Source organism: Mesorhizobium sp. LCM 4577 (genome assembly GCF_001854795.2).
GTDB lineage: Bacteria > Pseudomonadota > Alphaproteobacteria > Rhizobiales > Rhizobiaceae > Mesorhizobium > Mesorhizobium plurifarium.
The window spans coordinates 45,430-57,588 of record NZ_MDDU01000024.1 but is presented as its reverse complement, the minus strand read 5'-3'; the positions used below and the strand labels follow the sequence as shown (position 1 = coordinate 57,588).

Sequence of the window (12,159 nt, the reverse complement as noted above, 5' to 3'; positions counted from 1 at the left end):
AACGGGCGGCCTCGGCGGCTGCCCCTATCTGTTTTTCCGGTCGCCTTTTCCAATCGCTTGGCGGCTACCGGCTAAAACGGGAGAAAACCCGTTTCCGGAAGGCCGCTTTTCGGCCCTCAGGAAAGAGGTTTTCAAACGCCTCGCGCAACAAAGCCCTCCCTCGATCCAAGGGAGGGGGCGGACGGCGCGAGACCGCCCGCCCCTGCCTGACAGGCTTACTTCAGCTCGACCTTGGCGCCAGCTGCTTCCAGCTGAGCCTTGAACTTGTCGGCGTCGGCCTTGGAAACGCCTTCCTTGACCGGCTTCGGAGCCGCTTCGACCAGGTCCTTGGCTTCCTTGAGGCCAAGGCCGGTGATGGCGCGGACTTCCTTGATGACGTTGATCTTCTGGGCGCCGGCGTCGGCGAGAACGACGTCGAATTCCGTCTTCTCTTCAGCCGGAGCAGCGGCAGCGGCAGCGCCACCGGCAGCGGCGGCAACAGCCACCGGAGCAGCGGCCGAAACGCCCCACTTCTCTTCCAGGAGCTTCGACAGCTCAGCCGCCTCGAGGACGGTCAGCTTCGAAAGGTCGTCTACGATCTTCGCGAGATCAGCCATTTTGATATTCCTTTAGTTGGTTCGAACGTGTGTTGTTGACAGCGAGGAACGGCCTCATGCCGCCTCGTCCTTCCGGGCGTAAGCGCCGATGACGCGCGCGACCGAAGCCGCGGGCGCATTGACGATCTGGGCGATCCGGGTTGCCGGCGTGGCGATCATGCCAACCAGCTTGGCGCGCAGCTCGTCGAGCGACGGYATCGTGGCGAGTGCCTTGACACCATCGGCGTTGAGCGAGGTCGAGCCCATCGCGCCGCCGAGAATGATCAGCTTGTCATTCCCCTTGGCGAAATCGGACGTGACCTTCGGCGCCGCAACCGGATCCTCCGAATAAGCGACCAGCGTCTGTCCCTTGAACAGATCGACGATCGATGCGGAGTCCGTGCCCTGAAGAGCGATCTTGGCGAGACGGTTCTTCGCGACTTTGACGGTGCCGCCGGCGGCGCGCATCTTAGACCGGAGGTCGTTCATTTGCGCCACGGTGATACCGGCGTAGTGGGCCACGACGACTGAACCCGCGTTCGTGAACGCTTCGTTCAGGCCCGTGACGAGTTCGCGCTTTTCCGCTCTGTCCACTGCCTATCTCCAGTTGACCCCTGCCTCATTTTCGAGGTCAGAAGTCGGGTTGCCTTTTGCCGGCCGGGCCATCCAAATCCTGGATCTCCCGAACGGCGCTCGAGGATCCTGCCCCCTTTTTCGCCACACCGACGGCAAGCCGGCGATGTGCTGACAAAAGGCAAACACGGTTCGAACCTTTCATTGGAGCACTTGCTCCTTTGTCGGGTCTTCACCCGTCTCATGCAGGCCCAATCGAATTAAGGCTTTTGGGCCGCCTGCAATCTCGGACAGGACATCCGGAAACCTTTCGGCTCCCGGGTTACCGGGCCGCCGACGGATCGGCGGTCCGGAATTCTTGTTACGATCAGCTCGAGGCCGACCGGACGACACTTACGACGCGGCGAGCGTCGCGATGTCGAGCTTGAGGCCCGGGCCCATCGTCGAGGTGACCGACACCTTCTTGACGTAGTTGCCCTTGGCGCCCGCGGGCTTGGCCTTGTTCACCGCATCGGCGAAGGCGCGGACGTTCTCTTCCAACGCCTTGACGTCGAACGAGACCTTGCCGACGCCGGCCTGGACGATGCCGGCCTTCTCGACGCGGAACTCGACGGCGCCGCCCTTCGAAGCCTTGACGGCCGCGGCCACATCGGTGGTCACGGTGCCGACCTTCGGGTTCGGCATCATGCCGCGCGGGCCGAGCACCTTACCCAGACGGCCGACCAGCGGCATCATGTCCGGGGTGGCGATGCAGCGATCGAAATCGATCGTGCCCTTCTGGACGATGTCGACCAGGTCCTCGGCGCCAACCACATCGGCGCCGGCGGCCTTGGCTTCCTCAGCCTTGTCGCCGCGAGCGAACACGGCGACGCGCACCGAGCGGCCGGTGCCGTTCGGCAGGTTGACCACGCCGCGGACCATCTGGTCGGCATGGCGCGGATCGACGCCGAGATTCATCGAGACCTCGACGGTCTCGTCGAACTTCACCTTGGACCGGTCCTTGAGCAGCTGCAGCGCCTCGGAGAGGGCGTAAGCCTTGTTCGGATCGATGCCTTCGCGGCTCTTGGCAACACGCTTTGCAATCTTTGCCATGATCTTAGCCCACCACTTCCAGGCCCATCGAGCGGGCGGAGCCCTCGACCATGCGCATGGCCGCCTCGACGTCGTTTGCGTTCAGGTCCTTCATCTTCTGCTCGGCGATCGCGCGCACCTTGTCGCGGCTGATCGTGCCGACCTTGGTCTTGCCCGGCTCCTTGGAGCCCGACTTCAGGTTGGCGGCCTTCTTCAGGAAGTAGCTCACCGGCGGCGTCTTCATGACGAAGGTGAACGACTTGTCCTGGTAGTAGGTGATGACGACCGGGATCGGCGACCCCTTCTCCATCTCCTGGGTCTGCGCGTTGAACGCCTTACAGAACTCCATGATGTTGATGCCGCGCTGACCAAGCGCCGGGCCGATCGGGGGCGACGGCGTAGCCGAGCCCGCGGCAACCTGGAGCTTGAGCTGGCCTGCAACTTTCTTAGCCATCTCTATTCCTGCCTTTTCTCATGCCGGCCCCATTCTCGGGCAACACCGGCGGTTGCAGTCTGGTGGTACGGTTCCGACGGCCGGCTATGCCGCCTTCGCCTCCCACCCGTTCATGCGGCGTTTTTCACACCGCCCCGACGCCTTGCGGCGCGGATATACGGATCAGCCCTTTTCGACCTGTCCGAATTCCAGATCGACAGGCACGGCGCGCCCGAAGATCGAAACTTCCACCTTGAGGCGGGCACGCTCCTCGTCCACTTCCTGGACGACGCCGTTGAACGACGCGAATGGACCGTCCGAAACGCGGATCGCCTCACCGATCTCGARGGTGACCGACGGCTTCGGCCGCTCGACACCTTCCTGGACCTGGTTCAGGATGCGCTGCGCCTCGGTCTCGGTGATCGGCACGGGCTTGGAGTCGCCCAGGAAGCCGGTGACCTTCGGCGTGTTCTTGACCAGCGAGAACACGGCATCGGTCAGATTGGCCTTCAGGAGCACATAGCCCGGGAAGAACTTGCGCTCGGCATCGACCTTGCGACCGCGGCGGATCTCGACGACCTTCTCGGTCGGCACCACGATCTRCTCGATCTCGCCGGACAAGCCCTTCTGCTTGGCCTTGTTCTCGATGTCCTCGGCGACCTTCTTCTCGAAGTTCGAATAGGCGTGGACGATATACCACCGCGCAGTCATTTCACGACCTCTCCGTAAACCGCCGAATTAATGCCCGAGACCCAGGATCCACTCGATCGCATAGCCCATCAGAATATCGGCAGCGAAGAAGAACAGCATCGCGATCACCGCGAACACCAGGACCATCACGGTCGAGATCATGGTTTCGCGCCGCGAAGGCCATGTCACCTTGGCCGTCTCCGCGCGGACCTGCTGGAGAAAGGTGAAGGGATTAGTGGTTTTCGAAGCCATGTGCCGCCTGTTTTCAAGACCCGTTGGCCGGGCCTCCTGGATGATCCCGCTGGCCGGGACGTGCCGCCTGGGCTCTATGCGGCGCGAATCAGCGCCGCTATTTCACCCACGCAAATCAGACGCGTAAAGCCGGCTTCCCAGCTCCACGCGTCGCGTGTCTGTCTTGTCTACATAAAACCGATTCTTAATCCACGCAAGTGGCAAGGTCCGCTTTATGCCCTAGCGCCGCCTCGGAACCATCCAGTCGTCCCGTCCCGGCTATGCGGGGCTTATGCCCCAATTTTCCCCATATGGCAAGCCACCCGCCGATTTTCAACCGCGGAGGCTTCGATCGGCCACTTTCGAGGAGATGGCACGGGCAGCAGGGCTCGAACCTACGACCTGCGGTTTTGGAGACCGCCGCTCTACCAACTGAGCTATGYCCGTGCATGCGCTGTTCGGCGCAGGCGCTTCCTAAAAGCTTCCGGGCACTCTGTAAAGAGCACTCCGATGCCGTTTTGGAGGCTTTGTCAGAAATCTGGATGCAGATAGGCCGGCAATCGATCGCGGGCGCGCAGGCGCTTACGATTTCCCGGCCGGCGGCTTATAAGGTCCGCCCGGCACACCCCAGCCCCAGGCCGGCATCGGCTCGGTCTCGGGATCGCAGGTCTCGCCCAGATTCGAGTTCATCTTCGCCAGCCGCGATCCCCACTCGACATAACCCATGAAGGCGGAGCGGAATTCGGGGTCGTCCGGCAGGCCGATCTCATCCGCAGCATCGGCAAGGAGATTGATCCAGCGGCGCCGCTGTTCCTCGGTCAGGTGCTTGCCAAGGTGATGCATCACCATCTCGCGATGGCCGCCATGCTTCTCGCTGTAGGTCTTCGGCCCGCCAAAGACCTCGCCGATGAAGGCGGCGACATGCGCCGGGTGATCCGGCGACATGTGTTCGAACACCGGACCGACGATCGGATCCGCAGCCACCTTGTCATAAAAGGTCCGGGTCAGCCGGTTCAGCGCCTCGCTGCCGCCGGCCCATTCATATAAAGTCGGGATGTCCTCGCGCATCGCCGCTCCTCCACTGTGCATGCAGCACCGGCAGGATAGCGGCAGCGCCCTGCCCGGCTCAACCTGCCTCAATGGCCAGTGCGCGCTATCTCCTTGTTTACGCAATTCCGGACGGAAAACCGTAAACACTCTTCCTGGAATCGCTCTACAGCTTCGCTGGCGCCTTCGCCTCGGCATCGGTGGCCGGAAGGCCCCGGCAATTCTCCGGCCTGGGCGCGGATCTGCAAATGGTGGCGCCGGTCAGCGCGTCCACCGACTGCGGCCCGGTCGTCAGTCCGAACGTCTTCAGCTCGTCCCGGCTGAGTTCCCTGTGCTTGGCATATTCGGCCGACTGCATGGCGGCGAAAAAGCCCGAGCCGATCCCCATCTCGTCAAGATACGCCCTGACCTTGTCTTCCATACCCATGGAATGCACCAGGAAACGCGCATCGGCGCCCACTAGGCGCCGGACGCCGCCGGCGATCATCACCGCGCAAGCCGCGTCGCATTCGGCGCCTGCATCGATGGTGAGGCCGGTATGGAGGCCGTCGGGTGCGACGCACCCCGCCGCGCCCGGATCGCAATCGAGAAAATCCGTTCGCGCGACCGCAACATCCAGCTTGCGCTCACGGATCAGCCGGCCCGCGGCAAGTGCCGCCTGCACGTCGCCGCCGGGCGAGTTGATTATGACAGGCAACCGGCGCTCCCGGATCGTATCGAGCAGTTGGCGCAGCTCGTCGGCGGTGCCTGCCGCGATCGTGCCTTCCGCCGAAATCCATTCCGGACAGTCGGGATTGCAAAGCGGATTGCTGCCGCGAACAACAACGAAGCGCATCTCCTGTTCGTGGGCCTGCTGCGCTGGCGCGGGAACCGGGGCAGTGGGAACCGGAGCAATGGGAGAAGGCTCGGCCCCAAGTGCCGCGACCGCAGCCGGCGCGGCGTTCGCCGGGATCTCGCGACAATTCGTCGGCGCCGGCTGACGCCGGCAAATGGTGCCCTCGGTCAGCAAATCGAGAGAATCGGGGCTGGTGACGAGCTTCATCTCCAGCATGTCGTCGGGCTCGATCTGCCTGATGTCGCTGGCAGGCGTCACCTTCATCACGCTGAGCACGCCCTGCTCGACGCCCATCTCCTTCAGATAGGCCGACAGCCGCTTCTCGACCGCCTTGCTCATCTCATAGGTCTTGTAGCTGCCGGCATTCCTGCGACTGACAACCCTGGTGCTGATGATCTTCTTCTTGCCGTTCACGATACGATAGGTCGTGCGGTAGAGCAGCTTCTCGCGCTGGTAGGTGGTCGTGATCTGATGGACACCGAGATAGGCCCATTCGCCGACCACGCGGCGGATGCCGCCGGCAAACATCAGCGGACAGGCCGAATTGCACATCGCGCCGCTGTCGTGGGCGACGCCCAAATAGGGCTGGCCCTTGGCGTCATTGTCACGGCAATTCTTCATCCCCGGCGAGCAGCCGGAAAACTCGGTGATGCCGACCGCGATATCGAGCTTGTTCTTGCGGACCATGCGGCCAAGCTGCAGCGAGGCATCGACATTGCCGCCGGGTGAATTGACGACGATCGGCAATTGCCGCCCGCCGAGCGTCTTCAGCAGGCGTTTCAGCAGCGCCGGCGTGCCGGCCTCGATCGTGCCTTCGGCGGAAATCCATTCCGGGCAGTTCGGCTCGCAGCCCGGCGCGCTGCTGCGCACGACGACGAAGCGCATCGTCGGGCCGTAGTCCGGCGGCGTTTCCTTCGCGGCGGCACTGAGGGCGGCCAGCCCTGCGGCAGCGGCCAATCCCAGCCGAAGCAACCCGCGCCAACACCGTATGGTCTTTGAACGGAATGTCGAAACCACGTCTGGCAACCCCAAGAATACAACCCATACTAGTTGGGGCGACGATGCTTGCAACAGAATTGGAAAGGGCGAGCAATACAGCCTCCAAAGCGAAAGGGCGGCCCGAAGGCCGCCCTTTCCTTGTCGAACCGGCAAGTGCCGGATCGATTATTCCTTGATGGTGACGACGATGCCGGCACCGACGGTGCGGCCGCCTTCACGGATGGCGAAGCGCAGCTTCTCTTCCATCGCGATCGGCACGATCAGCTCGACGTCGACGGTGATGTTGTCGCCGGGCATCACCATCTCGGTGCCGGCCGGCAGCGTCACGATGCCCGTCACGTCGGTCGTGCGGAAGTAGAACTGCGGACGGTAGTTGGTGAAGAACGGCGTGTGACGGCCGCCCTCGTCCTTGGTCAGGATGTAGGCTTCGGCCACGAACTTCTTGTGCGGCTTCACCGAACCCGGCTTGGCCAGAACCTGGCCGCGCTCGACACCCTCGCGGTCGATGCCGCGCAAGAGCGCGCCGATGTTGTCGCCGGCCTGACCCTGGTCGAGCAGCTTGCGGAACATTTCAACGCCCGTGCAGGTCGTCTTGGCGGTCGGACGGATGCCGACGATCTCCAGTTCCTCGCCGACCTTGACCACGCCGCGCTCGACGCGGCCGGTCACCACCGTGCCGCGGCCCGAGATCGAGAACACGTCCTCGATCGGCATCAGGAACGGCTTGTCCAGCGGACGAACAGGCGTCGGGATGTAGGCGTCGACCTGAGCCATCAGCTCACGGATGGCGTCCTCGCCGATGGTCTTGTTGGAATCCTCCAGCGCCGCCAGCGCCGAACCCTTGACGATCGGAATGTCGTCGCCGGGGAACTCGTTCTTCGACAGAAGCTCGCGAACCTCGAGCTCGACCAGCTCGAGCAGCTCGGCGTCGTCGACCTGGTCGACCTTGTTCAAGAACACAACGATCGAGGGCACGCCGACCTGGCGGGCAAGCAGGATGTGCTCGCGGGTCTGCGGCATCGGGCCGTCGGCGGCCGACACGACCAGGATCGCGCCGTCCATCTGCGCGGCACCCGTGATCATGTTCTTCACATAGTCGGCGTGGCCGGGGCAGTCGACATGGGCGTAGTGACGGTTGGCCGTCTCATACTCGACATGCGCCGTCGAGATCGTGATGCCGCGTGCCTTCTCTTCCGGGGCCGCGTCGATCTGGTCATAGCGCTTGTATTCGCCAAAATACTTCGTGATCGCCGCCGTCAGCGACGTCTTGCCATGATCGACGTGACCGATCGTGCCAATGTTCACATGCGGCTTGGTGCGCTCGAATTTACCTTTTGCCATAGTCTCTTTCCTTGGACGGCCTTGACCTTCAGTTCAGTCGAATGCGGGGCGATTAGCGACAACGGCCGAAAAACACAAGTGCCTTGTGGCTGAGCGGATTCCCGCTCGACCCGAACCAACGGTCGATTTCAGGGAGATGTGGAGCGGATATAGGGCTGCCGTGGGTAAAATCAAAGGCGCTGAGCTGGCCCATTGCCGCCGCGACGCCGCTCTGATCTTGTCGGCCGCATGCAGTTCATTCCATCCCATATCCGCGGCCCGCTGTTCATGATCGTCTCGACGGGATCCTATCTCGTCAACGACACGCTGATGAAGCTCGCGACCACCGGGCTGCCGCCGTACGAAGTGCTCTTGCTGCGGGGCGCTGCCGCGACGCTGTGGGGCGTGCCGCTGCTTCTGATGCTTGGCTATGCCAGGCAGATCCCGCTGCTCTTCGAGCGCAAGGTGCTGCGCCGCAACCTGTTCGAGCTCTTGGCGATCCTCTGCTACGTCGTTGCCCTGGCGAACATGCAGATCGCGGATTCCACCGCGCTCGGGCAGATCACGCCGCTCATCGTGCTGGTCGGCTCCGCGATGCTGTTCGGCGAAAAGATCGGCGCCACGCGCATGGCGCTGATCGGCCTTGGCTTTGTCGGAGCGCTGATGGTGGCGCAGCCGACCATGCAGGGCATTTCGGTCTACGCGCTGCTGGCGCTCGGCAATGCCGCCTTCGCGGCGGTGCGCGATATAGCCGGCCGCAAAGTGGGCGCCGAGGTGCCGGGCATGATCGTCGCCATCTCCGCGGTCGTGGTGGTGCTGGCCGGTTCAGGCGCGGCGCATCTGGCGACGGAGCAATGGGTGATGCCTCAGGGGCGCCATCTGTTGCTGATCGCCGGCGCGGGCCTGTTCCTGATCTTCGGCCATTTCTTCATCTTCATGGCGTACCGGGTCGGGCCGACAAGCGCGGTCGCGCCCTTCTACTACTGCTTCACGGTCTGGGCGGTCATTTCGGGCCTGCTGGTGTTCGGACAGTTTCCCAACGCGCTCGCCGTCTGCGGCATCCTTTTGGTGATGGCCAGCGGCCTGGCGATCGTCTCGCTCGACGAAAGAAAGCGCCGGTTGGCGATGGTCGCCTAGCCGTTACCGCATCGCCCCGGCGCGCTTACCTTTCTTTTCAGCGGGCGCTGCGCCAAGAAATCGATGAAGTTGCGCAGCGTTCGCGGATAGACGAGGCGGCCGTCGCGCAGCGCCGTGGGATCGCCGTTGACATGCAGCGTCGAGGTTTCGGCGGGGTCGCCATCAGGGATGCCGCCCCATCTCGCTGGATCGTAATAATCGACCAGAAAGCCATAGTCATAGCGGCAGAAGCGCATGGCTTTCGACAGAGCGGCCGGTGACAGATCCGACGGACTGACCTTTTTTCGGCTCGCCTGCAAGCGGGGCATGCCGACTGTTTTGCCGCTGACGGAGGACAGGAAAACCGCGACCTTGTCCATCTCCTCGAACCTGAAGACATGCTCGAACAGGAACAGGCTGGAGCCGACGAAATGGCGCGGCGAGGCGACGTGGAACCGGATCTCCCATGAGCATGCGCTGTATTTCTCGACATTCAGGATAAAAGTATCGGGATCCGGATCGAGCGGCAGCCCGAAGCTCGCGAGCATTTCGGCCTTTGCCGAGGGTCGGGTCAGGACGTTGGTGTCCACTATCCTGCTGGAATAGGCGGATAAAAGCCGCTCAAGCGGATCGCGGACGATGGTGAACTTGCCACCCATCCCATCATAGACCGGCGCGAAAGGATCGACCCAGCTTGTCGCCAGGTGGCTGTGGACCTCGTTGTCGGGGTCCGCGGCAAGCGCGGCGTGTTTATCGCCGAGCGCCATGAGCGCGTATTTGACGCTGCTGGTGCCGCTTTTCGGGATTGGATAATAGGTAACGGCAAGCCCTTCGATCTGCACCGCCATTGCCGAACTGCCCCGCCCCGACGATCCAAAGCAAACCAGCCGGCCACGGCGCGCTCCGCGCGGCCGGCCCTCGAAAGTCCATCGGCGGCAGTCCTTCGGCTGCCGCGCATTGGTTCCTTACAGCGTGCGCTTGCCGGAAATCTGGTGATAGGCCCACAGCACGACGACCGAGCCGATGACGGCCACGATCAGGCTCCAGATGTTGAGGCCGGTGACACCCGAGGCGCCGAAGGCGCTGAAGATGACGCCGCCGACAATGGCGCCGACGATGCCGAGCACGATATCCATGATCATGCCCTGGCCGGTCTTGTTGACGATCTTGCTGCCGATGAAGCCGGCGACGATGCCGAGAATGATCCAGCTGATAATGCCCATAATTCCCTCCAAATTTCCCCGCCGGCCCATCATGTTCATATGATTGTCAAAAGCTCAAGACAGCTTGAAATTCCGCCCGTTTGCGCCATTGTGGGGCCGGGCGGACTTGGCTGGATAAGGAGATCCGTTATGGGCCTTTTTGACAACGCCGTTCCGGGCGGCAACATCACCAAACCCCTGATGATCGCGCTCGGCGCGCTTTTGGTCGGCAAGATGCTGAGCGGCAGAAGCGAGGAAGCGGCCGCGCCGCAAGCGCCGGCGCCGACGCCCGCGGGAACCGATGCGTCGGCCGATGGCGGCCTGCTCGGCGGCCTCGGCGGCCTGCTCGACAAGCTGAAGGACGCCGGTCACGGCAACGTCGCCGATTCCTGGGTCGGCACCGGCCAGAACCAGCCGATCAACCCGGGTGATCTCGGCTCGGCRCTCGGGCCGGCGGTGATCCGCGAGATCGCGCAGCGCACCGGCCTCAACGAGCAGGAACTGCTGCAGCAGCTCTCCACGGCGCTGCCCGGCATCATCGACAAGCTGACGCCGAACGGCCAGGTGCCGCAAAACCATCAGGTCGCTTCGGCTTTCAACAGCTAACAGCTAAACGGCTGGATGAAAGGAAGACGCTGCGCGCCACGGTGCGCGGCGTTTTCTTTGGAGCATGCGAAGAAGAAATCTGGAGCGGGTAGCGGGAATCGAACCCGCATATTCAGCTTGGAAGGCTGCTGCTCTACCACTGAGCTATACCCGCGCCTTGCACTGAAGTACCGGATTCACCCGAAAAGCGCCATGCACTTTCGGTCCGAGACTCTTGTTCGTTCAGGGCTTCCGGGCCGGCAGTGGTGGAGAGGGTTGGATTCGAACCAACGTAGGCTAAGCCAACGGATTTACAGTCCGTCCCCTTTAACCACTCGGGCACCTCTCCAGTCTGCCGCCGGAGCCATGCAACGAGGCATTTCTGCCGATCCGGAGCCCGAGTAAGATCTTCTCCGAAATCAGCGAAGCGCCTTATGGCGGCAAGGCCGGTAGGTGTCAACCGGCGCGGCGAGGGTTTTTCGAGGATGTCCGGCATTCATTGCCGCAAGCCGTATCCTTAGCCGGTCGGGACCGCTATAGAGGCCGCATGAGCGACGAGAAAAGCAACAAGCCCGGCACGCGCAAGGACACCCACTACGCGAAGCTGAGGCGCGCGCACCGCGACCAGAAGGCGGGCGGCGCGCCGGCATTCCGGCCGCGCCAGCCAGTGCCGCCGGGCGAAGCGCCCGGCGACGGGCTGGTGCGGCTTTACGGCCTGCACACGGTGCGGGCCGCGCTCGACAATCCGCGGCGCAAGATCAGGAAGATGCTGGTGACCCGCAACGCGGCGGAGCGGCTGTCGATTCCCGATCTCGCCGCCCTGCCCTTCATGGCCGAACTGGTCGAGCCGAAGGACATCGACAAGATCACCGGATCGGACGCGGTGCACCAGGGCGTGCTGATCGAGGCCGAGCCGCTGAAGCCGAAGCGCCTCGACGCGCTCGGCGACACAAAGCTGGTGCTGGTGCTCGACCAGGTGACGGATCCGCACAATGTCGGCGCGATCCTGCGCTCCGCGGTTGCCTTCGGCGCCGGCGCGCTGATCACCACGGCGCGCCACAGCCCGCAGGACTCGGGCGTGCTGGCGAAATCCGCGTCCGGCGCGCTGGAGCATATCGACCAGATCGAGGTGAAGAACCTCGCCGATGCGCTAGGGCAGTTGCACGAGGCCGGCTTCCAGACCATCGGGCTCGATTCGGAAGGACCGGCGGAGCTCGAGAAGACCTTCGACGGCGAGAAAATCGCGCTCGTGCTGGGCGCGGAAGGCAAGGGCCTGCGGCAGAAGACCCGCGAGACGGTGACCGCGCTGGCACGGCTCGATATGCCAGGCGCTATCCACTCGCTCAACGTGTCGAACGCGGCGGCGGTCAGCCTTTACGCTGCGAACGCATTCCTGAAGCGCAGCTGAGCGCGGGTCGACGATAGCTTCGAAGCGAAAAACGGGCTCCCGCGGCGAAACGCAGGAACCCGTTCTCTGACAGG

Annotated in this window: 14 protein-coding genes and 3 tRNA genes; 3 read left to right on the top strand and 14 right to left on the bottom strand. The window is 63.4% G+C overall.

Annotated elements, in window-relative coordinates:
• Positions 1 to 215: 215 nt before the first annotated feature.
• The 10 genes from rplL to tuf all read right to left on the bottom strand — a co-directional run bounded on the left by rplL (position 216) and on the right by tuf (position 7,795).
• Entirely contained in the window at positions 216 to 596 is a 381-nt protein-coding gene (gene rplL, locus LCM4577_RS21885) for a 50S ribosomal protein L7/L12 (protein WP_040983055.1), read from the bottom strand.
• A 54-nt stretch (positions 597 to 650) separates the two neighbouring features.
• Entirely contained in the window at positions 651 to 1,169 is a 519-nt protein-coding gene (rplJ, locus tag LCM4577_RS21880; RefSeq protein WP_071073396.1) for a 50S ribosomal protein L10, read from the bottom strand.
• Positions 1,170 to 1,541: 372 nt separating this feature from the next.
• Positions 1,542 to 2,240, bottom strand: a complete 699-nt coding sequence (rplA, locus tag LCM4577_RS21875) for a 50S ribosomal protein L1 (RefSeq protein WP_040983059.1) — start codon at positions 2,238 to 2,240, stop codon at positions 1,542 to 1,544.
• A gap of 4 nt (positions 2,241 to 2,244) precedes the next feature.
• Positions 2,245 to 2,673 (bottom strand): 50S ribosomal protein L11, encoded by a 429-nt coding sequence (gene rplK, locus LCM4577_RS21870; RefSeq protein ID WP_040983061.1) that lies wholly within the window; start codon positions 2,671 to 2,673, stop codon positions 2,245 to 2,247.
• A 162-nt stretch (positions 2,674 to 2,835) separates the two neighbouring features.
• Positions 2,836 to 3,363 (bottom strand): transcription termination/antitermination protein NusG, encoded by a 528-nt coding sequence (gene nusG, locus LCM4577_RS21865; RefSeq protein ID WP_071073394.1) that lies wholly within the window; start codon positions 3,361 to 3,363, stop codon positions 2,836 to 2,838.
• Between the two features lie 27 nt (positions 3,364 to 3,390).
• Positions 3,391 to 3,594, bottom strand: coding sequence for a preprotein translocase subunit SecE (gene secE, locus LCM4577_RS21860; protein WP_027170383.1), 204 nt, complete (start codon positions 3,592 to 3,594; stop codon positions 3,391 to 3,393).
• A 350-nt stretch (positions 3,595 to 3,944) separates the two neighbouring features.
• Positions 3,945 to 4,020, bottom strand: a tRNA-Trp gene (locus LCM4577_RS21855).
• A 135-nt stretch (positions 4,021 to 4,155) separates the two neighbouring features.
• A complete protein-coding gene (locus tag LCM4577_RS21850) occupies positions 4,156 to 4,641 on the bottom strand; it encodes a group II truncated hemoglobin (RefSeq protein ID WP_040983065.1) in 486 nt (161 codons plus the stop codon).
• A gap of 145 nt (positions 4,642 to 4,786) precedes the next feature.
• Positions 4,787 to 6,340 carry a hypothetical protein gene (locus LCM4577_RS21845; protein WP_071073744.1) on the bottom strand — a complete coding sequence of 518 codons (1,554 nt, stop codon included), beginning with the start codon at positions 6,338 to 6,340 and terminating at the stop codon, positions 4,787 to 4,789.
• 279 nt (positions 6,341 to 6,619) lie between these two features.
• Positions 6,620 to 7,795, bottom strand: coding sequence for an elongation factor Tu (gene tuf / locus LCM4577_RS21840; RefSeq protein ID WP_040983039.1), 1,176 nt, complete (start codon positions 7,793 to 7,795; stop codon positions 6,620 to 6,622).
• Between the two features lie 228 nt (positions 7,796 to 8,023).
• Between tuf and LCM4577_RS21835 the strand changes: the two genes are divergently transcribed.
• Positions 8,024 to 8,911, top strand: a complete 888-nt coding sequence (locus LCM4577_RS21835; RefSeq protein ID WP_041006266.1) for a DMT family transporter — start codon at positions 8,024 to 8,026, stop codon at positions 8,909 to 8,911.
• Here LCM4577_RS21835 and LCM4577_RS21830 read toward each other — a convergent pair.
• Together LCM4577_RS21830 and LCM4577_RS21825 are read right to left on the bottom strand one after the other, a co-directional pair.
• Entirely contained in the window at positions 8,908 to 9,738 is an 831-nt protein-coding gene (locus LCM4577_RS21830) for a sulfotransferase family 2 domain-containing protein (protein WP_071030167.1), read from the bottom strand. The two genes, LCM4577_RS21835 and LCM4577_RS21830, sit on opposite strands and share 4 nt — an antisense overlap.
• 117 nt (positions 9,739 to 9,855) lie before the next feature.
• Entirely contained in the window at positions 9,856 to 10,113 is a 258-nt protein-coding gene (locus LCM4577_RS21825; protein WP_027170387.1) for a GlsB/YeaQ/YmgE family stress response membrane protein, read from the bottom strand.
• Positions 10,114 to 10,242: 129 nt separating this feature from the next.
• Between LCM4577_RS21825 and LCM4577_RS21820 the strand changes: the two genes are divergently transcribed.
• A complete protein-coding gene (locus tag LCM4577_RS21820) occupies positions 10,243 to 10,698 on the top strand; it encodes a YidB family protein (protein WP_071030171.1) in 456 nt (151 codons plus the stop codon).
• An 80-nt stretch (positions 10,699 to 10,778) separates the two neighbouring features.
• Here the strand turns inward: LCM4577_RS21820 and LCM4577_RS21815 are convergent.
• Positions 10,779 to 10,852 (bottom strand) — tRNA-Gly (locus tag LCM4577_RS21815).
• 89 nt (positions 10,853 to 10,941) lie between these two features.
• Positions 10,942 to 11,026: transfer RNA gene (locus LCM4577_RS21810), tRNA-Tyr, on the bottom strand.
• 198 nt (positions 11,027 to 11,224) lie between these two features.
• Here LCM4577_RS21810 and LCM4577_RS21805 point away from each other — a divergent pair.
• On the top strand, positions 11,225 to 12,085 hold the full coding sequence (locus tag LCM4577_RS21805; protein WP_071073392.1) for an RNA methyltransferase: 861 nt from the start codon (positions 11,225 to 11,227) through the stop codon (positions 12,083 to 12,085).
• Positions 12,086 to 12,159 lie beyond the last annotated feature (74 nt).